We start from the raw sequence: 16,908 nt of genomic DNA on the forward strand, positions 1-16,908 counted from the left end.
TACCCCCCCGGTCCCGATTCAGGACCGGTAGCGTCTGAGCTAGGGGTCTCGATTCGGTACCCCTCGGATTCGCTAGGGGTACCGATTCGGGACCGGTAGCTGTCGGCTAGGGGTACCGAATCAGGACCGGTAGAGCCCGGCGCGGGACGGACGTAGCCCGCCGCGAACGGCAGCAGATAGGCCGCGGCCCGCGACCCGCGAGCCTCTTCGACCATCACCAGCTCGCCGGATTCGAGGGCCTTGTCGACGGCCCGGACGACCACGGACTTGCTGACGTTGCCGAGTCGAGCCCGCAGCTCGGTGGTGCCCATGCGCGTCACGCACTCCGGCCCGGTCACCTTGTCGGCGACGGCGAGCAGCACGAGACGCGGGTTGCCCGTGGACCGGGCCTTGTTCCACACCCAGTGCTGCGCGTTGATCGTCATCCGGTGGATCTCCGTTCGGTGGAGCAGGGGCGGTTGCTGGTGCCCGCCCGGGGCGTTGAACCCCGGGCGCCGGCCTGGCCGGGCGGGCTGCAAGTCAGGACGGTCGGCGGGCCTGGACGACGGATCGGCCGAGGCTGGCGACGACCAGGAGGAGCGCGGACACCGAATCGCTGAACTGCTGCGGCCCCGCCTGGAGGGCGGTCGCGTACAGCGCGTTGGTCATCTCGGGGTCGCGGTTGGCGTGGGCGACGAAGAAGCGCATGGCCCAGGCCGTGTGGGGGTTCGCTTCGGCGGCCCCCGGCGTGATCTCGCTGAGCCCGAGCATCTCGCCCTTGGCGGGATCGAATCCGGCCGGGTCCAGGAGCTGTACGGCGCGGGTTCCGGCCTCGGCGAATGCGCAGCACACGCCGTACATCTGGCGGGCGTCCGTGCTGAAGCCGATGGCGTCGAGGGCGTCGCATGCTGCGTCGACGTCGCCGTGAACTGCCGATGTGTACGCGGTGGCGATGAGCTGGGTGATGCCGTCCATCACGGGGCTCCGTTCTCGTTGACAGGCCGGGGGCGGGGCGCGTGGGTGGTGCAGCGCCAGCCGCAGGGGTAGAGGCGGGGCGGCCCGCTGTGCGGGCCGGTGGGGACGTCGCACGGGCGGCTGGTCATGCCGCAGCCCGCTGCGTGCGCCGCTCGCCCCGGCGCATCGCTGCGTCGGTGAGGTGCTCTACGGCCACACACCCGGCGAACCCGCAGACGGCGCGCAGCAGCCCCTCCGGCTCTCGATGGGTGGCAAGCGCCCAAGCGAGCTGCATGCCGGTGTACTTGCGACCCCTGTGCGTGATGTAGGGGGTGTTTACCGTCCAGCGGACGTGGCCGTCCTCGATGGCCTCGGTACGACCGAGGTACCGGTCCAGGAGTGTGGGCGGCTCGGGCGTGTTGCTGCGCTGACGCCGATGGCGGGCGTAGCGGTCCCCTGGGGTGAGGCCACCGCGGATTCCGGCCCGGAGCTTCGGGTCGGTGGATCCCTCGCTGGCCATGGCGTCGGCGAGGCAGGCCTCCTTGACGGGGCACCGGTCGCAGATCCGCTTGGCGGCCGCGCTCTTGGCGACCGCTTCGGGGCCGTGTTCGTTGCGGGGGAGGAACAGCCGGTGCTGGCCGAGACAGGCGGCTTCGTGATGCCAGCGGTGGGCGGGCTCGGCCGTGTCAGGCGCCCGCAGGTTGGTGAGCCGGTTCACCGGGCGCCTCCGAACAAGGCATGGAACGCGGAACGGTTCCGCTTCCGGGCGGGCTGGTCGTCGATGTGGGCGGGGGCCACGCAGCCCGGCATCCCGCAGCCAGGCGAGGCGCGGCCGATGGGGTCTCGGTCGGTGTGAAGGCGGAAAGCGACCCGGTAGGCGCTGATGTGCCGGCCGCCGGTGCGCATCGAGGGGCATCCGTTGTTACTCACGAAGCCGGTCCAGCGCAGGTGGCCGCCGGGGAGGGGCTCCGTCCTGGCGAGGAAGAGAGCCTCAGCTGTGCGCGGCTTGATCCCGCTCTTCACCTTCGGGAGGCCCAGCTCCCGTCGAGCAGCGGAAACCTTCTCGGCAGAGGTTCTGAGCTGTCGGGCGATGGCCCGGTCGGAAAGGCCGTCTCGGAGGAGGGCTGCAATGTCAGCACGGACCGTCACAGGGCACCCCCAGACAGGGAGGCCGGCCACTGGCAGCCCGACAGCGCCCGCCGGTGGGACTCGGGTAGCGCCTTGAGGGGGTGGCCGAGCCAGTCGTACCCGGCGGCCATCGCGACGTAGGCGTCGGCCTCGTCGTAGCGGGCCGGGCCCTCGGTCAGGTACCCGTAGCGCTCGGCGACCGCCGACCGGATCGCGCCCTTCTCGGCGCGGCCGTTGCCGGTGGCGTACACCTTCAGCGACGCCGGCGGGATGACGGCGTAGGGGATGTGGTGCCGGTAGCAGTACTGGCGGACGATCACCCGCAGGCCGGCGAGGTCTTCGTGCCCGGCGAGCGCGGCGTGCCCATAGGAGGGGCCCTCCATGACGACCAGGTCGGCGGCCTTGATGTAGTCGGCGATGCCGATCTGGAGGATCCGGATCCTGGCGTCCCCGCGGGTCTTCGTGCGGATCTTGTCCGACCAGCCGGCCCCGGCGATGCCGGTGGAGGTGAGGGACAGATCGAGGCCGATGACGAGGGAGCGGTTGGTGCCCGCGGCCGGGAGGGTGAGCGGCATCCCGGTCGCGGGGGTCACGGTGAGGCTCACGCGGCGCCTCCGTCCTTGATCCCGAGCGCGTTCCGCTCCTCGGGGATCAGGTAGTGGCCGCGGTACCCGGTGGCGTCGAGGAGCTGGTCCGTCAGACGTCGGGTCGCCCGCCGCTGCCCGGCGAGGTCGGCCCGGTAGCGGGCGCAGGCCTTCAGAGCGCGCTGGAGGCGCTCGGCGGCGTGGTCGGCGACGTTGAGAGCGTCGCGGCCGTCGGTGTGGGCGTCGGCGAGGCGCTGTTCACTGATGCGCAGCGCACGCTTGAGGTCGCGGATTTCGCGGGCTTTCGAGCCGAACATCAGGCGTCTCCGTCCTGCTGGTGGGGGATGAGGGGCCAGGCCCCGGGAACGACCGCGTTCGGGTCCTTCCGGCGGAGGTACTCCTGAAGGCCGGCGGCCTGCTCGGCGGCCCACGCCGTCTGCTGGCTGTGGAGGGTGGCCAGGGGCAGCGCGGCCATCTCGGGCCGGGTGGAGCCGATACGCCAGGCGACCCGGCATGCGGCGATGGCGTCCGCGTCGGCCGTGTGTGCGTCGCCGATCGGCACCTCGTAGTGGGTGCAGAGGTCGACGAGCTTGCGGCCGCCCTTGCGGTAGCGGTCGACGTGCTTGTCGATGACGTACGGGTCGACGACCGGGAACCCGTCGGGGAGCGGGGCCAGCCCGTGTCGGCGCGCCTCGCGGTCGAGCATCGTCAGGTCGTAGCGGGCGTTCATCGCCACGATCGGGCTCCCGGCGGTGATGGCCTGCCCGAGCGCCGCGAGGACGTCGGCGACGACCTCGGCGGCGGGCTTGCCCTCGGCGCGGGCCCGTTCGGTGGTGATGCCGTGGACGGCGGCGGCCTGCTCGGGGATGTCGATGCCGGGGTCTGCCAGCCAGGTGGCGGACGCGGTGGGCTGACCGCCGCCGCACTGCACCACGCACGCGGTCACGATGCGGTCGGCCTCGACGTCGATGCCGGTGGTCTCCAGGTCGAAGCCGCACAGGCGGCCCAGGTGCCAGCTCATCGGCGGGCCCCCGATCCGGGAGCGGCCACGGCCGGCCAGTCAGCGGAGCCGTCCTCGACGACCTCGGCCGGGTACACGCCCTCCTCGTCCGGGCCTTCCTCCTCGGAGGAGTCCTCGTTGTCCTTCGCCTCGGCGATGGCCACCAGCTGCTTCGACAAGGCATCGTCCATGTGCCCGGCAGCCTTCGCCTTCCGCCACACGTCGCGGACGTCGTCCGAGTCGAGGGCGGCCTCCGCCTCGGCCACGTAGCCCGGGCGCGGCGCCTCGATCGCAGCCACCGCCCGGGACCCCGTCGGGTCCAGCGCGAGCGCGGTCGAGATGGGCCCCGCGAGGGCCTGACGCGGAGTGATGCCGCGCAGCTCCACCACGACGACCGGGAACTTCTTCGTCTGCCCATCCCGAATGACCTGCCGGGGCTCGATCCGCAGCGTCACCGGCACGAACCCACGGCCGTCGGTGCCCGCGAGGACCATGTCGACCATGCCGCCCCACTCCGAGGCGGCGTAGAACGAGTGCGTCTCCGCCCGCCACATGCCCATTCCCGACAGGTCCGGCAGCATGACGTTCAGCCGGGAGGTGGCCGAGCAGACGCGGCCCTTGGGCTGCTGGTGCCAGTCTTCGCCGAACTGGCGGGCGCAGATGCACGGCTGCCGGGACAGCAGCTCGGTGGCGCCGTCGCAGCGCCGCTGGCAGCCGCCAGCGGACCACAGCTCGTTGTACTGGTTGAGTGGGTCACCGGGGGTGATCAGGGCCTCGATCGCCGAGGCTCGGGTGATCACTCGCCACTGCTGGGTCTTCGAGTTGAGCGGCGCCCACGTCTCCGGCTCACCGCCCCACAGCTCGGCAGCGGTACGGACGTGCTCCTCCGAGTGGGAGGTGATGACCCAGGTGGAGGACCGCATCGGCTTGTTGCCCTGGGTGAAGCCGGTGCGCAGGCGGCCGTGCTCGGCGGCGCGCCGCTGGATGTTGAGGAGGCGGGAGCCCATCAGGCCGCCTTTCGGGAGGGCACTGCCGAGGGCGACAGTGCGGAGTACGAGGAGGGCGCGGCGTGCAGCCACCGGGTGGCCTCCAGCGCTCCCCGGAACGCCCGGTGGGCGGCACGGTCGGCGGGCATCGGCACGAGCGCGTGGCTGTTCGAGCGGAGGTTCAGGACGCCGGCCCGCTCGATCCGGGGCATCGGGGCGTCGGTGTCGTCGGGGAGGAGCACGGCCTCGCAGTAGCGGAGCGCGGCGAGCTGGAGGGTGTTCTCCGGGTAGACCGAGGTGGCCCGGCGGGTGGCCGACGTCTTGTAGTCGATCAGCCACAACTCCCGCCGGCAGCCGGGGCCGGTCGGCAGCCACACCATGAGGTCCGCAGTCCCGGCGTAGCCAAGGCGCCGGTGCACGCAGGTGATCTCGGTGGCCTCGACGTCCTCGTCGAGGTCGACGCCCCAGGAGTCGAGCCACAGCTCCAGCTGCGTGATGTACGGGGCGACCTCCAGTTCCTGAGGGAACGGGGCACCGAGGACGCGAGCTTCGGCGGCGTGGTGGATGCGGTCGCCGAGGTCGGCGGCCCGCTCCTTGGCGTCGCGGTGCACGGCCTTGATCTCCTTGATCACCGTCGCGCGGTCGGTGACCAGCCGCAGCGTGATCGACGGAAGGTGCGCGAGGACGTACTCCGTCGTCAGCTTCACGGCCCAGGGGATCAGGGCCTTCTTGGCGACGGCGGTGTCGAGGACGTTGGTGACGGACACGAGGTCGGGGCCCCCGGCGGGGTCGCTGTAGTAGCGACCCCGCTCGGTGTCCCGCGCGTGGCGCGGGTTCGTCACTGGCCACCGCCGATCGATCGCAGCCACCAGCGGCGGTCGTCCGCTGGCCCGGTCGCGTAGATCAGGCCCAAACGCTCCAGGGTCTTCAGGTCGGTGCGGGCCGTCGTCCGGCACGGCGCCAGCCCCCGCGCCTCGTAGAACTTGCAGACCTGGCCGGTACGGATCGGGCCCGGCTGCTTGATGAACAGGCCGCGCAGCAGGGCCCGCCGGTCGCGGGGACTCACGAGGCCCTCCGGTCCTGCTGCGGCAGCTTGGCCAGCAGCGCCGGCCGGGCAACGGCCGCCGGGTTGAACCGGCCGAGGGCGTTGATCGACTCGTCCAGCTCGGCCCGCAGCCGCAGCGCGGTCGCCAGGTCGATGCGGACCTCGGCGTCGTCCATCGCCGCCGCGTCCTCGACGGCCTCGATCAGCGCGTCCAGCTCACCCTCGCGGGGCGACGTGACGGCCTCGGCCAGCGCGTCGAGCTGGAGGACGACGTCCTCACGGGCCTCGTCCTCCGTCCACGTGGCGACGAGGGAGACGAGCGTGTCCCGGCGGATCTGGTCGGCGCGGAGGATCCCGTGGAGCCAGGTGGCGTCGAGGCGGATGGAGAGGCCGGGCCCCCGGCTCGGGTTGGTGCTCACTGGCCCTCCTGGCGGGCGAGGCGGCGGCGCATCTGCATGCGGGCGAGGATCTGGCGGTCGGACGGGGGCTCCCAGGCGTGCCAGCCGGCGGGCTGCTTCCAGCGCCTGGCGTGCTCGCCCTTGGGGATGCCGCAGTGACGGCAACCGGACGGGGTGATCGGGCGGTCAGACACGGGGTCCGCCCTTCGTGTGGATGCGGTCGGACGGACGGAGCGCGCAGCGGCGGCAGCAGGTACGCGGGGTGGACGTCCAGGACGGGACGACACGGACCGGGTCGGCCTGGTGAGGCGTCTCGGCCTCGGCGTCGCAGCCGGGGCAGGAGTCCTGCATGAGCACGTACTCGTGGGCGCACAGCACCCGGACGCGGTCAGCCACGCGGCACCTCCGGCAGCTCCCGGCCCACGCGGTAGGAGTGGTGGAGCGGCGAGTCGTGCGGGTCCTCGGCGGGCGGCCGGCCGTCGCCGTACCGCTCGGCAAGAGCAGCCGCGATGTGGCTCTGGAACTCGCAGGTGCCGCAGGACCGCCCGAGCTCGTAGCCCGCGCCGCACGTTCGGCAGGTCTGGATGGGAGCAGGCTCCAGCGCCTCCAGCTCATTCACCCGGGCCCGCAGCCGCTTCAGCTCGGCGGCCGACTCCGGGGACTGGAGCAGCTGCGCCGACTCCAACGCGACCGCCAGCCCGGCCGGCGTCTGGGTGCCCCGCAGCATCGCCGCGTGCAGCACCTCGGCCGCCGAGTTCACGAGCTGCGCGTTCACGCCGCACGCTCCGGGGCCGTCGCCACCAGCTCCAGGAACGCCACCGCACCCGCCATGTCCACACCGTCGGACCACTCCTCGACGTGCAGCTCCAGCGACAGCAGGTCCCGCCACACCGGCCCCCCATCGATCGAGAGGGCCAGGAACCCGACGGCCTGATCGGCGAGCGTGCTCATGCGCTGCGGGGACCCGGTCGCCGCGTAGCGGATCGCGCCGACCACGGACATCGGACGGGAGTAGAGGGGGACCTCAAGGGCTCGGTGGTCGAGGGCGTCGGCCACGTAGTCCTCGTGGTGCAGACCCACCCGGGCGATCGTCCGAGCCGCCGACAGGAGCACCTGCTCGACCGTCGTGGGCTCCGGGCTCGGCCGGTGGGGGAGGGCGACCAGGACCGTACGGCGGGCGCCGTGCGGAAGGTCGGTCGGGCTAGGCTTGCGAATCACGGTGTACCTCTTCTGTGTGTGGTGAGGTGTGCCGAGGGGCTGTTCCGGATGGCCGTCCGGGCGGCCCCGCATTTCGTCGGTCAGGCCGCGATCGGCCGCACGGCGGGTGCCGTGGTCGGCTGCTCGCCCGAGGCGGGCTTCGCCGGGTTCGTGAGGATGGGCCGCAGCGCCTCGATCAACGCGTCGCTCGGTGGCGGCGCTGCGGCTACCCGCTTGTGGATCGCTGCGATGGTGGCCGGGCCAAGAATCTCCAGACGCTCGGCGGGCGTCATGCCGCCGCCTCGGTCGTCTCGACCAGGTCGTCCTGGGTCAGCCCGTAGCTCTGGCCGATCTGGAGGAGCGTTTCCAGGCGGGGTCGCGCCTGGCCCCGGAGCATCCGCGACAGCGCGGACTCCGAGATGCCGGTACGCCGAGCCATCGCGATGTTGCTCTGGTCGCCGGCCGCGAGGGCGGCGGCGCGAAGTCGGTCGATGCGCAGGCGGTAAGGCATGTGAGGGCCTCCTTTCTTGCGGGGGAGCCAGAGTTTCTGTCTCGCCCGCAAGAAAGGTACCGCTGTTTCTGTCTTGCGCGCAAGCAAGGAGATGCGACCGCGGAGAGATTTCTTTTATCGAACGCTCGTACGAGTTTGCGTGTTAAGGTGCACACATGCTTGAAACGGGCCCTGACCTGCAATCTTGCGCGCGAGACAGATTGCTGCAACTTGCTCGCGGGCGAGATACCGTGCCCACATGCGGAGTGAATCGGTTCGAGCGCGGTTCGGCAGGCTCGTGAGAGAGGCGGCCCTGAAGGCGGGCTACGACCTCAACAAGCGCGGCACCAGAGCGGTGCTCGCGCGCGATATGGACATGACGGAGACTGCGGTCAGTCGGATGCTTTCCGGCCAGACGCTCCCCGACCCATGGGCCTACGAACGCATCGCCCGGGTTGTCCACCTGGAGCTGCGCGACCTGCTCATCGAGTCCGGCATCGCGTCACCTGAGTCACTGTCAACCCCCTCCCAAACAGGGGCAACAGGGGTAGGCTCAGATTCAATCACCCTCGACGACGTAGCAACCGCCCTCGGCCTGACCGACCCCGTAGCACGCGAGATGGTCGCGGCAGGCCTCGAACGGCAGCGGCGAATTCAAGACGCCGAACGCGAGGCGGGCGACGCCGGCGGGGGTGCCGCAGCACAGATGTAGCGGGGGTACGAATGCACGACGCAGCCACACGCGCACGGGTCTCGGCTCTGGCGGCCGGCTTCGCTCTAGTCCTCGCCGTCGGCGTCGTCGCCTACGGCATCATCGCGAACGACCTCGCGCGCAGCGTCGGCGGAGGCGTCACGGCCTTCACAGCCGCCCTCCTCCTCTCCCTCGCCAAGATGCGCAGCTGGACCACGGACGCTAAGGCAGAACGAGCCCGCCTCGCGAAGGCCCTGCAAGCCGCCGAAGACGAGCGGACCCGCTACGTAGCGGCGCAGGGGGCGCTGATGGAGGAGGAGAGGCGTCGCATCCGCGACCTTGAAGCGGAACGCAACGCCCTCCGCACCCAGGCGGACGTAGAGCGGGCCCGCCTCCTCCAGGAACTGGAGGACGAACGGGCCCAGATCAAGATCGATGCGTACCTCACCGGCGTGGACCACGGCCGGCGCGGAATCCTCAACGAGGCCCCCGCCCGCCCCGGCCGCGTTGTGCAGTTCCCGATGCCCGGCATGCGCGAGAGGGCTACCGGGCACCCGGCTGACCCAAGTCCCGTTCGGGAGGCGGCGTTTGACCGCGACGCAGGCCACCCATGAAGCCGGGCTCGCCCTCGTAGGCGAGGGACACCCGCCCTGGCTCGATGCTTCGCACCCCACGCGCAGACGCCTTGTGCAACCGCACGGTGAGGCAGAGCCGCAAGACGGAACGTTGCTGCTGAAGGTCGTACCGGTCCCAGAGGACGTTGGGGTCGGTCGCCTCCAGCAGGTTCAGCAGCACCTCCGGCACGACGGCCGGGCGAGCCGCCTGCCTGGCGGCTGTGATGAGCGGGACTAGCCGCAGCTCCGTCGCGTTCAAGGACGCGATGCTCAGCCCAGGGACCCCGTTTTCGTCGAACGTCGTCGCCGCGACCCGAGCTTCCTCCAGCTGCGCTTCCAGGGCCCGCAGGCGAACGCGCGCCGCCTCTGCCTCGCGGTCGTCCACCTTCACCTGGAAAGCCCTCTTGGCCTTGTCCGAGGCAAGGTAGGCGGTCAGATGCTCCTCCGTGTACGCGATGAGCTTCTGTTCGTTGACCGTCACGTGCGCACTCAGATCGCACTTCAACGACGGATAGCCCCGGTTCACGAACCCTCGGAGCGTCGGCTCCGAGTTCGTCGCGCGAAGATCGAAGTGCTCGCCACACAGGCCTATCCCTGCCAGCAAGTGGGTGGGGGTCAGGTCCGTGGCCCAGGCACGCCCCTCCATGTCCAGAAGCGTCTGCACGGCATCAAACACCCGCGGCTCCACCAGCGCCGGCCACGTAGCGTCCTTGAAGTCCTGACCTCGGAACTTTCGACGCCCGACGTACGCCGGATTCCGGAGGATCGTCCGCAGGTGCCAGACCTGCCACGGCTTCCCTTTCTGCGTCCGGTGGCCGTCGCGGTTCAGGCGGGCCGCGGTACCGCGAAGGGACTGCCCGGCGGCCGCTTCCTGCCAGATGCGGCGAACCACCGGCCCCTGCACGGGGTGCTCTATCTGGCGCAGGAGATCGCCTGTATCCGGGTCGTACTCCCGCTTGTAGCCGTCCGGCACGATGCCCCACGGCTTGCCCGCCTCAGCCGTCTGCCGCGCCGTTCGCAGGTTGCGGTCCCTGATCCCCTCGGCCTCGTCCTCCGCCTGGACGGCGTCCTGAGCGGTTGCCTTGCGGTCCTCCCTCTTTGCGAGGTCGAAGACCTGCCCGTTGTAGCAGAGCAGGACATCGGCCTCTTGGCACGCGTCGCGGAGCCGGATGTATGCCCCCAGGTCGCGGTAGTACCGGCTGGCCTCGAAGGCGACGACGATCCGACCGCGGCGCCGCCTGATGTCGTCCAGGAGTCGCTCGAAGTCGTCACGGTCCTGCCGGGCGTGACGGGAGGCGGAGATACCCACGTCCTTGTATTCGTCGACGACCGGCCAGCCGACTTCGGCGCACAGCTTGTGGCCCTCGCGGAGCTGGGCCCGGACGCTGGAGCCCTTCTGCTTCGGGTCGACGCTGGCGCGGCCGTAGAGGAGGGCGGGGAACGGGCCGCGGTAGATCAAGTGCAGGTACTCGGGCGCGACAGGCATGCTTCACCGTAACCAACTACCTATGCGCATTGGAATAATTGCGCCGGAGGTCTTCCTGAGCTGGGTCGCGGCCAGGACGAACACCATACGCATCGGGCACGGCGTCGTGTGCATGCCCTTCGGCTTCAACCACCCGGTGCGGGTGGCCGAACGCGCCGCGATGCTCGATCTGCTCTCCGGCGGCCGCCTGGACCTCGGGGCCGGCCGCGGCGGCACGCTCCAGGAGACCTCCCTGTGCGGGGTCGACCGCGACCGCACCGAGGCCGAGGTGGAGGAGGCGCTCCGGATCATCGGGCGGGCCTGGCGGGAGGAGGAGCTGGAGTACCACGGCGAGCTGATCGACATCGACCCGCACCCGATCCTGCCGCGCCCGGCGCAGGCCCCCCACCCGCCGCTGTTCCTCGCGTGCAGCCGGGGCGAGACCCTGGTGAAGGCCGCCGAGCTGGGGGTGGGCGCCCTGGTGATGGGCTTCGCCGGACCGGAGTCCATCGCGGGGATGCGGGCGGTCTACGACGCCGCGCGCGCGGAGCGCGACGGCAGCCGGTTCGTGTCGGACGCGGTCAACGACCACTTCTGCGTGCTCTGCCCCACCGTCGTGCTCGACGATCCCGAGGAGGCCCGCCGGATCGGGATCCGGGGCCAGCGGTTCTTCGCGCAGGCCATCGGGCACTGGTACGGCGGTGCGGGCGCCCCGGACGAGGCGGTGGTCCCGGGCGCCGACGAGGCGGCGGAGCTGCGCCGGGCCGCCGAACAGGTCGTGGCCCGGCTGCACGAGCAGGACGTCCCCGTCCGGCCGACCTCGACCGCCACCTTCCACGCCGACCACGCCTACGGGAGCGCCGACGAGGCCATCGCGTACGTGGAGCGGCTGCGGGAGGCCGGCGCGGACGAGGTGATGTGCCTGGTCCAGATGGGGACCGTGCCGCAGGAGGCCTGCATGGAGACCCTGCGCCAGTGGGGCGAGAAGGTCATCCCGCACTTCCGGGGAGGGGTGAACGCGCGGACCGGCGATGCGGCCGAACGCTACGCCGGTTACTAGGCGGAGTGGTGGATTCCACCGTGAGTCACGGGAAGACTTTCGGTTGAGTGGGGGGTGTTACAGAAAAATTTCCCGAGTTTCCTCTTGAGTGGGAGAGCCTCGCATGCATACGCTGTCTTAACGCGAGGTTCTCCTGTGGAGGAAGTGACATGACGGAAACTCTTGTGCCGGGCATCGGCGGGACCGTGATAACCGCCGGGGCGCGGGTGGTGGACCACCCGGCATGGCCCGAGCTCAAGGCCGCCGTGGAGGAGATCCGCCCCTGGCAGGCCAAGGACGGTTCGATCGACTTCGAGGCCGAGGGCGCCCCCGCCCCGCTCGACGTGGAGGCCGCCGTCGAGCGCGCCGTCGCGGCGGTCGAGACCCTGTCCCCGCTGCTGCCGCACGCCGCCGACTACCACAAGGCCCTCGTCGCCGACCTGCGCAAGTGGGTCGCGGACGGCTTCCGGGTGCCGGACTTCCTGGACTCCCTGCTGGCCTTCCACCCGGCGGCGCAGCGCGAGGACGGCCTCCAGCACCTCGTGGTCTTCCCGATGTACACCCAGAACGGCAACCTCGACCGCAACTTCGAGGCCGTCGTGCTGAAGATGGTGTGGCCCGAGTGGCTCTCCGAGCTGGAGCGCACCCGGTACGACAACCCGCTGTTCCTCGGCATCACCCTCGAGGACTTCACCCCGGGCTACGACACCCACTCCGCCGTGCTCTTCCCGGAGACCATCGCCGTGCGCGAGGCCCCCGAGCGCTTCACCTGGGGCGGCATCTTCTGCGACCGCGAGGCCGCCCGCTACCGCAAGGTCACCGGCGCCGCCGTGGACATCCTGGGCATCGAGCTGCCCGAGGACATCGCCCGCATGGTCGAGGACCAGGAGCGCTGCGAGAAGGCCTTCGTCCTGTGGGACATGGTCCACGACCGCACCCACAGCCACGGCGACCTGCCGTTCGACCCCTTCATGATCAAGCAGCGCCAGCCGTTCTGGATGTACGGCCTGGAGGAGCTGCGCTGCGACCTCACCGCCTTCAAGGAGGCCGTGAAGCTCGAGTCCGAGGGCAACGAGCACGGCCGCGACGTGCAGTACGCCGTCCTCTTCGACCGGATGTTCCGCTTCCCGGTCTCCGGCGACCGCAACCGCAACTACGACGGCCTCGGCGGCCAGCTGCTCTTCGCGTACCTCCACAAGCACGACGTCGTGCGCTGGACGGACAACAAGCTGAAGATCGACTGGATGCGCGCCCCGCAGGTCACGAACCAGCTGTGCGCCGAGATCGAGGACCTGTACCGCGCGGGCATCGACCGCCCGAAGCTGGTCCACTGGTTCAAGGCCTACGAGCTGGTCTCCACCTACCTCGCCCCGCACCCGGGCTCCAAGTGGGCCAAGGGCCCCGACGCCCTCGACCTGACGCAGCCGCCGCGCAAGCTGGTGGACGACGTGCTTCCGGACGAGTTTCCGCTCAGCATGTTCTACGAGGCCCTCGCCAAGAAGCTCAAGGGCGTGATCGCCTCGACCAAGGGCATCACCCCCCAGAACGCAGACGACGCCTCGCGGACCGCCGCGTGAGCACTCGCCCTCAGGAGGCTGCACAGATGAACGGCTCCGGGAACGGCCCGCTCCACGGTGCGGTGGTGGCGGTGGCCGGTGCCGGCGGGCCCGCCGGCCGCGCCGCCCTGCTCCGCCTGGCGGAGGCGGGTGCCACCGTGGTGGCGGCCGACGCCGACGCCGCGCGCCTCGCGGAGTCCGTGGACGCCGCCCGCTACGCCCACGGGGGCGCCACCGTCACCGGTGACACCGTCGACCTGCTCGACCTGGAGGCCACCAAGGCCTGGGCCGAGCGCACCGAGAAGGAGTTCGGCCGTATCGACGGCCTGGTCCACCTCGTCGGCGGCTGGCGCGGCAGCAAGACCTTCACGGACGTGGACCTGGCGGACTGGGACCTCCTGGAGAAGCTCCTGGTCCGTACGGTCCAGCACACTTCGCTCGCCTTCCACGACGCCCTGGCCCGCAGCGGCCGCGGCCGCTACGTGCTGATCAGCCAGTCCGGCGCCCACAAGCCGGTCGCCAACAACGCCGCGTACAACGCGGGCAAGGCGGCCGCCGAGGCCTGGACCCTGGCCATGGCGGACTCGTTCCGCAAGGCCGGGGGCGAGGAGGGCCCGGTCGCCGGAGCTGCGATCCTGGTGATCAAGGCACTGGTGCACGACGCGATGCGCGCCGAGCGCCCCAATGCGAAGTTCGCGGGCTTCACCGACGTCAAGGAGCTGGCCGAGGCCATCGCCGGCGTGTGGGAGCGGCCCGCCTCCGATGTGAACGGACAGCGTCTGTGGCTCACTCCGCAACCGTGAGAACCGAAAACGGCAAGACCGACGCCCGCCGCCACCACGACCCGGCCGTGCGCGGTTTCGCCAGCGACAACTACGCCGGGGTCCACCCGGAGGTGCTCGCGGCCATCGCCCTCGCCAACGAAGGCCACCAGGTCTCCTACGGCGAGGACGACTACACCGAGCACCTCCAGAGGGTGTTCCGCAGCCACTTCGGTCCGTACGCCGAAGCCTTCCCGGTCTTCAACGGCACGGGCGCCAACGTCGTCGCCCTCCAGGCCATGACCGACCGGTGGGGTGCGGTGATCTGCGCCAAGAGCGCCCACATCAACGTGGACGAGGGCGGCGCGCCCGAGCGGATGGCCGGCATCAAGCTGCTGGCCGTGCCCACCCCGGACGGGAAGCTCACCCCCGAGCTGATCGACCAGGAGGCCTGGGGCTTCGAGGACGAGCACCGGGCGATGCCCCAGGTCGTCTCGATCACCCAGAACACCGAGCTCGGCACGGTCTACACGCCGGACGAGATCCGGGCGATCTGCGAGCACGCCCACTCCCTGGGCATGAAGGTGCACCTCGACGGTGCCCGGATAGCCAACGCCGCGGCCTCGTTCGACGTGCCGATGCGCACCTTCACCAACGCGGTCGGGGTGGACGTGCTGTCGTACGGCGGCACCAAGAACGGCATGATGTTCGGCGAGGCCGTGGTGGTGCTCAACCCGGACGCCGTCCGGCAGATGAAGCACGTCCGCAAGATGTCGATGCAGCTCGCGTCCAAGATGCGGTTCGTGTCGGTGCAGCTGGAAGCGCTGCTCGCGAAGGACCTGTGGCTGCGCAACGCCCGCCACGGCAACGCGATGGCCCAGCGGCTCGCCGCCGGGGTGCGCGAGACCGACGGGGTGGAGATCCTCTACCCGGTGCAGGCGAACGCGGTCTTCGCGCGGCTGCCGCACGACGTCACGCGGCGGCTCCAGGAGCGGTACCGCTTCTACTTCTGGGACGAGGCCGCCGGCGACGTCCGCTGGATGTGCAGCTTCGACACCCGGGAAGAGGATGTCGACGGCTTCCTCCAGGCGCTCAAGGAGGAGCTGGCCCGCTAGCCGGCACTCCGCGAAGATCTGAATAAATATGCCTCCGACCGCAAATCCATTGATCTGCGGTCGGGGGCGTGCCTATGCTGCGGATCATGCAACTCATCCAGCAGAACCCAGACATTCATGCCTATTTGGCCTCAAGTGAGGCCATCGACCACTGGCATCCTCTGATCCAGGACACGGCCGACACTCTCTGGTCCGCCACCGGCGATGCATATTCATACGCCAAGGCTGCCTTCGAGTTCGTCCGCGACACCATCCCGCACTCCGCCGACTCCGGCGATCCCCGGGTCTCCTGGCGCGCCTCCGACGTCCTCGCCACCCGCAACGGGATCTGCTACGCCAAGTCCCACGCCCTCGTCGCCCTGCTGCGCGCCCAGGGCATCCCCGCGGGCCTGTGCTACCAGCTGCTGACCGACGACGACGGCTCGAACGCCGCCGTCCACGGCCTGGTGGCCCTGCGGCTGCCCGGCGGCGACGGCTGGGCCCGGGTCGACCCGCGCGGCAACAAGCCCGGCGTCGACGCGCGCTTCGACCTCGACCGGGAGCGGCTGGCCTTCCCCGTACGGCCGGAACTCGGCGAGGCCGACTACCCCGAGCTGTACGCCGCCCCGCACCCCGCCACGCTCAAGGCCCTCCGGGAGTCCGCCGACCGGCCGCAGCTGTGGCGGAACCTGCCGACCTCCCTGTAGCCACGTCCCGGGCCACCCGCCCGCGCGCCACCACCAGCAGGTGCAGCGCGGCGGCCGCGAGCTGCAGCACGGCGATCCCGAGCAGCAGCGTCCACGGCGGCGCGGCGGCCGTCAGCCCGACCAGGGCGGCCCCCGTCGAGGCGGCCGTCACCTTCAGCCCCGCCCCCAGGGTGAACACCTGGGCCCGCACCGCTCCCGGGGCGTGCTCCGAGCGGATCCGCAAGGTGGCCGTCAGCAGCGGCCCGTCGCACACCCCCGCCGCCGCGAAGGCGGCCGCCGCCGGCACGACCGACGGGGCGGACGCCGCCACCGCGAGCGCGGCCCCCGTCCCCGCCATCGCCCAGCGCGCCAGCCGGCCCGGCTCCACCGACGTCATCCGGCCCAGCGTCAGCGACCCGGCCAGGGCGCCCAGCGCGAAGGCCGTCATCAGCACCCCGCCCGCGCCCGGGCTGCCGAGGCCGCGCGCCAGCAGCACGGAGGTGGTGGTGAGCGCGCCGACGCCGACGAACGCCAGGGTCGTCGCCGAGGTGATCGCCCGCAGCTCCCGCACCCGCCACAGCGCGGCCAGGCCCGCCCCCGCCCCGGGCCGGGGGCCCGCACCTCGGCCCTCGTGCCCGCCGGCGCCCGCGTCCGCGTACGGGCTCCCGTACGGCAGGGTCGCGGCCAGGAGCGCGGAGAGGGCCGCGGACAGCGCCAGCACCCCCATCGCGGGCCCCGCCGAGACCGCCGCCCCGGCCAGGCCGACCACCGCCGGGGCCGTGACGGCGGCCGCGTTGTACGTCGAGGCGTCCCAGCCGTACGCCCGGTCCCGCCGGGGCCCCTCGGGCACCAGCCCCGCCACCAGGCTCGACAGCCCGCCCGTCACCACCGGACCGCAGGACCCGCCCAGCACCGCCACCGCCAGCACCACCGGCACCGGAGCCCGGCCCAGCAGGGCCGCGAGGCCCGCCACCGCGGCCGTGAAACCCGCCAGCGCGCCCGCGTAGAACAGCCGGGGCCGGCGCGCGCGGGCCGCGGCGGCGCCCGCGGCCGGCGCGGCCAGCACGTGCGGGGCCATCCAGGCCGTCAGCACGAACGCCCCGTGCGCGGCGCTGCCCGTCCGCTCCAGGGCCAGCAGGACCACCGCCATGCCCATGCCCTCGGAGGCGAAGCGTGCCGCCAGCGCAGCCGCCAGATACCGTCCGAACCCGCCCATCGGCGAACCCCCTCCACGTTCGGTA

At 71.5% G+C, this 16,908-nt stretch carries 24 protein-coding genes; 7 read left to right on the forward strand and 17 right to left on the reverse strand.

Annotation, left to right across the window (positions count from 1 at the left end; translation table 11 throughout):
• Nucleotides 1–519: 519 nt before the first annotated feature.
• The 15 genes from ACIRBY_RS23365 to ACIRBY_RS23435 all read right to left on the reverse strand — a co-directional run bounded on the left by ACIRBY_RS23365 (nucleotide 520) and on the right by ACIRBY_RS23435 (nucleotide 7,782).
• Nucleotides 520–954, reverse strand: a complete 435-nt coding sequence (locus tag ACIRBY_RS23365) for a hypothetical protein (protein ID WP_403903343.1) — start codon at nucleotides 952–954, stop codon at nucleotides 520–522.
• Nucleotides 955–1,078: 124 nt separating this feature from the next.
• The gene (locus ACIRBY_RS23370) at nucleotides 1,079–1,651 is read right to left on the reverse strand and encodes a WhiB family transcriptional regulator (protein ID WP_403903346.1); all 573 of its coding nucleotides are present in this window, start codon (nucleotides 1,649–1,651) and stop codon (nucleotides 1,079–1,081) included.
• Between the two features lie 427 nt (nucleotides 1,652–2,078).
• Nucleotides 2,079–2,666, reverse strand: a complete 588-nt coding sequence (locus tag ACIRBY_RS23375; protein WP_403903348.1) for a hypothetical protein — start codon at nucleotides 2,664–2,666, stop codon at nucleotides 2,079–2,081.
• The gene (locus ACIRBY_RS23380; RefSeq protein WP_403903351.1) at nucleotides 2,663–2,962 is read right to left on the reverse strand and encodes a hypothetical protein; all 300 of its coding nucleotides are present in this window, start codon (nucleotides 2,960–2,962) and stop codon (nucleotides 2,663–2,665) included. The genes ACIRBY_RS23375 and ACIRBY_RS23380 overlap by 4 nt, the downstream gene beginning before the upstream one ends.
• Nucleotides 2,962–3,666, reverse strand: coding sequence for a 3'-5' exonuclease (locus ACIRBY_RS23385; protein WP_403903354.1), 705 nt, complete (start codon nucleotides 3,664–3,666; stop codon nucleotides 2,962–2,964). The genes ACIRBY_RS23380 and ACIRBY_RS23385 overlap by 1 nt, the downstream gene beginning before the upstream one ends.
• Nucleotides 3,663–4,652, reverse strand: coding sequence for a hypothetical protein (locus ACIRBY_RS23390; RefSeq protein ID WP_403903356.1), 990 nt, complete (start codon nucleotides 4,650–4,652; stop codon nucleotides 3,663–3,665). The genes ACIRBY_RS23385 and ACIRBY_RS23390 overlap by 4 nt, the downstream gene beginning before the upstream one ends.
• Entirely contained in the window at nucleotides 4,652–5,473 is an 822-nt protein-coding gene (locus tag ACIRBY_RS23395; RefSeq protein ID WP_403903359.1) for a hypothetical protein, read from the reverse strand. Before ACIRBY_RS23395 ends, ACIRBY_RS23390 begins: the two co-directional genes overlap by 1 nt.
• Nucleotides 5,470–5,697 carry a hypothetical protein gene (locus tag ACIRBY_RS23400; RefSeq protein WP_403903361.1) on the reverse strand — a complete coding sequence of 76 codons (228 nt, stop codon included), beginning with the start codon at nucleotides 5,695–5,697 and terminating at the stop codon, nucleotides 5,470–5,472. The genes ACIRBY_RS23395 and ACIRBY_RS23400 overlap by 4 nt, the downstream gene beginning before the upstream one ends.
• Entirely contained in the window at nucleotides 5,694–6,095 is a 402-nt protein-coding gene (locus tag ACIRBY_RS23405; RefSeq protein WP_403903364.1) for a hypothetical protein, read from the reverse strand. The genes ACIRBY_RS23400 and ACIRBY_RS23405 overlap by 4 nt, the downstream gene beginning before the upstream one ends.
• A complete protein-coding gene (locus tag ACIRBY_RS23410) occupies nucleotides 6,092–6,268 on the reverse strand; it encodes a hypothetical protein (protein WP_403903366.1) in 177 nt (58 codons plus the stop codon). Before ACIRBY_RS23410 ends, ACIRBY_RS23405 begins: the two co-directional genes overlap by 4 nt.
• Nucleotides 6,261–6,470: a hypothetical protein gene (locus ACIRBY_RS23415; RefSeq protein WP_403903368.1), complete on the reverse strand. Its 210-nt coding sequence runs from the start codon at nucleotides 6,468–6,470 to the stop codon at nucleotides 6,261–6,263. Before ACIRBY_RS23415 ends, ACIRBY_RS23410 begins: the two co-directional genes overlap by 8 nt.
• The gene (locus ACIRBY_RS23420) at nucleotides 6,463–6,849 is read right to left on the reverse strand and encodes a hypothetical protein (RefSeq protein ID WP_403903371.1); all 387 of its coding nucleotides are present in this window, start codon (nucleotides 6,847–6,849) and stop codon (nucleotides 6,463–6,465) included. The genes ACIRBY_RS23415 and ACIRBY_RS23420 overlap by 8 nt, the downstream gene beginning before the upstream one ends.
• Entirely contained in the window at nucleotides 6,846–7,292 is a 447-nt protein-coding gene (locus ACIRBY_RS23425; protein ID WP_403903374.1) for a hypothetical protein, read from the reverse strand. Before ACIRBY_RS23425 ends, ACIRBY_RS23420 begins: the two co-directional genes overlap by 4 nt.
• 80 nt (nucleotides 7,293–7,372) lie before the next feature.
• Nucleotides 7,373–7,564, reverse strand: a complete 192-nt coding sequence (locus ACIRBY_RS23430; RefSeq protein ID WP_403903377.1) for a hypothetical protein — start codon at nucleotides 7,562–7,564, stop codon at nucleotides 7,373–7,375.
• Nucleotides 7,561–7,782, reverse strand: coding sequence for a helix-turn-helix domain-containing protein (locus tag ACIRBY_RS23435; protein ID WP_403903379.1), 222 nt, complete (start codon nucleotides 7,780–7,782; stop codon nucleotides 7,561–7,563). The genes ACIRBY_RS23430 and ACIRBY_RS23435 overlap by 4 nt, the downstream gene beginning before the upstream one ends.
• Nucleotides 7,783–8,020: 238 nt before the next feature.
• On the opposite strand from ACIRBY_RS23435, the gene ACIRBY_RS23440 reads away from it, so the two are divergent.
• A complete protein-coding gene (locus ACIRBY_RS23440; RefSeq protein ID WP_403903381.1) occupies nucleotides 8,021–8,473 on the forward strand; it encodes a helix-turn-helix domain-containing protein in 453 nt (150 codons plus the stop codon).
• Between the two features lie 11 nt (nucleotides 8,474–8,484).
• Entirely contained in the window at nucleotides 8,485–9,066 is a 582-nt protein-coding gene (locus ACIRBY_RS23445) for a hypothetical protein (RefSeq protein WP_403903383.1), read from the forward strand.
• On the opposite strand, the gene ACIRBY_RS23450 is transcribed toward ACIRBY_RS23445, so the two are convergent.
• Nucleotides 8,996–10,552, reverse strand: coding sequence for a recombinase family protein (locus ACIRBY_RS23450; RefSeq protein ID WP_403903386.1), 1,557 nt, complete (start codon nucleotides 10,550–10,552; stop codon nucleotides 8,996–8,998). The genes ACIRBY_RS23445 and ACIRBY_RS23450 overlap by 71 nt on opposite strands.
• A 22-nt stretch (nucleotides 10,553–10,574) precedes the next feature.
• On the opposite strand from ACIRBY_RS23450, the gene ACIRBY_RS23455 reads away from it, so the two are divergent.
• The 5 genes from ACIRBY_RS23455 (at nucleotide 10,575) to ACIRBY_RS23475 (ending at nucleotide 15,688) form a co-directional block, all read left to right on the forward strand.
• Nucleotides 10,575–11,591 carry an LLM class flavin-dependent oxidoreductase gene (locus ACIRBY_RS23455; protein WP_403903389.1) on the forward strand — a complete coding sequence of 339 codons (1,017 nt, stop codon included), beginning with the start codon at nucleotides 10,575–10,577 and terminating at the stop codon, nucleotides 11,589–11,591.
• A gap of 149 nt (nucleotides 11,592–11,740) precedes the next feature.
• Complete coding sequence (locus ACIRBY_RS23460; protein WP_403903392.1) at nucleotides 11,741–13,147, forward strand: DUF6421 family protein; 1,407 nt, start codon at nucleotides 11,741–11,743, stop codon at nucleotides 13,145–13,147.
• Between the two features lie 26 nt (nucleotides 13,148–13,173).
• Nucleotides 13,174–13,929 (forward strand): SDR family NAD(P)-dependent oxidoreductase, encoded by a 756-nt coding sequence (locus ACIRBY_RS23465; RefSeq protein WP_366454888.1) that lies wholly within the window; start codon nucleotides 13,174–13,176, stop codon nucleotides 13,927–13,929.
• The gene (locus ACIRBY_RS23470; RefSeq protein WP_403903395.1) at nucleotides 13,908–15,002 is read left to right on the forward strand and encodes a threonine aldolase family protein; all 1,095 of its coding nucleotides are present in this window, start codon (nucleotides 13,908–13,910) and stop codon (nucleotides 15,000–15,002) included. Before ACIRBY_RS23465 ends, ACIRBY_RS23470 begins: the two co-directional genes overlap by 22 nt.
• A gap of 86 nt (nucleotides 15,003–15,088) precedes the next feature.
• Nucleotides 15,089–15,688, forward strand: a complete 600-nt coding sequence (locus ACIRBY_RS23475) for a transglutaminase family protein (protein ID WP_403903397.1) — start codon at nucleotides 15,089–15,091, stop codon at nucleotides 15,686–15,688.
• Here the strand turns inward: ACIRBY_RS23475 and ACIRBY_RS23480 are convergent.
• On the reverse strand, nucleotides 15,624–16,883 hold the full coding sequence (locus ACIRBY_RS23480) for an MFS transporter (protein WP_403903400.1): 1,260 nt from the start codon (nucleotides 16,881–16,883) through the stop codon (nucleotides 15,624–15,626). The two genes, ACIRBY_RS23475 and ACIRBY_RS23480, sit on opposite strands and share 65 nt — an antisense overlap.
• Nucleotides 16,884–16,908: the final 25 nt, after the last annotated feature.

Source organism: Streptomyces sp. NPDC096136 (genome assembly GCF_044763325.1).
GTDB lineage: Bacteria > Actinomycetota > Actinomycetes > Streptomycetales > Streptomycetaceae > Streptomyces.

What these genes read in the sequence shown, in the direction of transcription:
- ACIRBY_RS23365 (WP_403903343.1), bottom strand. Translation starts at nt 954, where the DNA reads ATGGACGGCATCACCCAGCTCATCGCCACCGCGTACACATCGGCAGTT.
- ACIRBY_RS23380 (WP_403903351.1), bottom strand. Translation starts at nt 2,962, where the DNA reads ATGTTCGGCTCGAAAGCCCGCGAAATCCGCGACCTCAAGCGTGCGCTG.
- ACIRBY_RS23385 (WP_403903354.1), bottom strand. Translation starts at nt 3,666, where the DNA reads ATGAGCTGGCACCTGGGCCGCCTGTGCGGCTTCGACCTGGAGACCACC.
- ACIRBY_RS23390 (WP_403903356.1), bottom strand. Translation starts at nt 4,652, where the DNA reads ATGGGCTCCCGCCTCCTCAACATCCAGCGGCGCGCCGCCGAGCACGGC.
- ACIRBY_RS23430 (WP_403903377.1), bottom strand. Translation starts at nt 7,564, where the DNA reads ATGACGCCCGCCGAGCGTCTGGAGATTCTTGGCCCGGCCACCATCGCA.
- ACIRBY_RS23435 (WP_403903379.1), bottom strand. Translation starts at nt 7,782, where the DNA reads ATGCCTTACCGCCTGCGCATCGACCGACTTCGCGCCGCCGCCCTCGCG.
- ACIRBY_RS23440 (WP_403903381.1), top strand. Translation starts at nt 8,021, where the DNA reads ATGCGGAGTGAATCGGTTCGAGCGCGGTTCGGCAGGCTCGTGAGAGAG.
- ACIRBY_RS23445 (WP_403903383.1), top strand. Translation starts at nt 8,485, where the DNA reads ATGCACGACGCAGCCACACGCGCACGGGTCTCGGCTCTGGCGGCCGGC.
- ACIRBY_RS23450 (WP_403903386.1), bottom strand. Translation starts at nt 10,552, where the DNA reads ATGCCTGTCGCGCCCGAGTACCTGCACTTGATCTACCGCGGCCCGTTC.
- ACIRBY_RS23455 (WP_403903389.1), top strand. Translation starts at nt 10,575, where the DNA reads ATGCGCATTGGAATAATTGCGCCGGAGGTCTTCCTGAGCTGGGTCGCG.
- ACIRBY_RS23460 (WP_403903392.1), top strand. Translation starts at nt 11,741, where the DNA reads ATGACGGAAACTCTTGTGCCGGGCATCGGCGGGACCGTGATAACCGCC.
- ACIRBY_RS23465 (WP_366454888.1), top strand. Translation starts at nt 13,174, where the DNA reads ATGAACGGCTCCGGGAACGGCCCGCTCCACGGTGCGGTGGTGGCGGTG.
- ACIRBY_RS23475 (WP_403903397.1), top strand. Translation starts at nt 15,089, where the DNA reads ATGCAACTCATCCAGCAGAACCCAGACATTCATGCCTATTTGGCCTCA.
- ACIRBY_RS23480 (WP_403903400.1), bottom strand. Translation starts at nt 16,883, where the DNA reads ATGGGCGGGTTCGGACGGTATCTGGCGGCTGCGCTGGCGGCACGCTTC.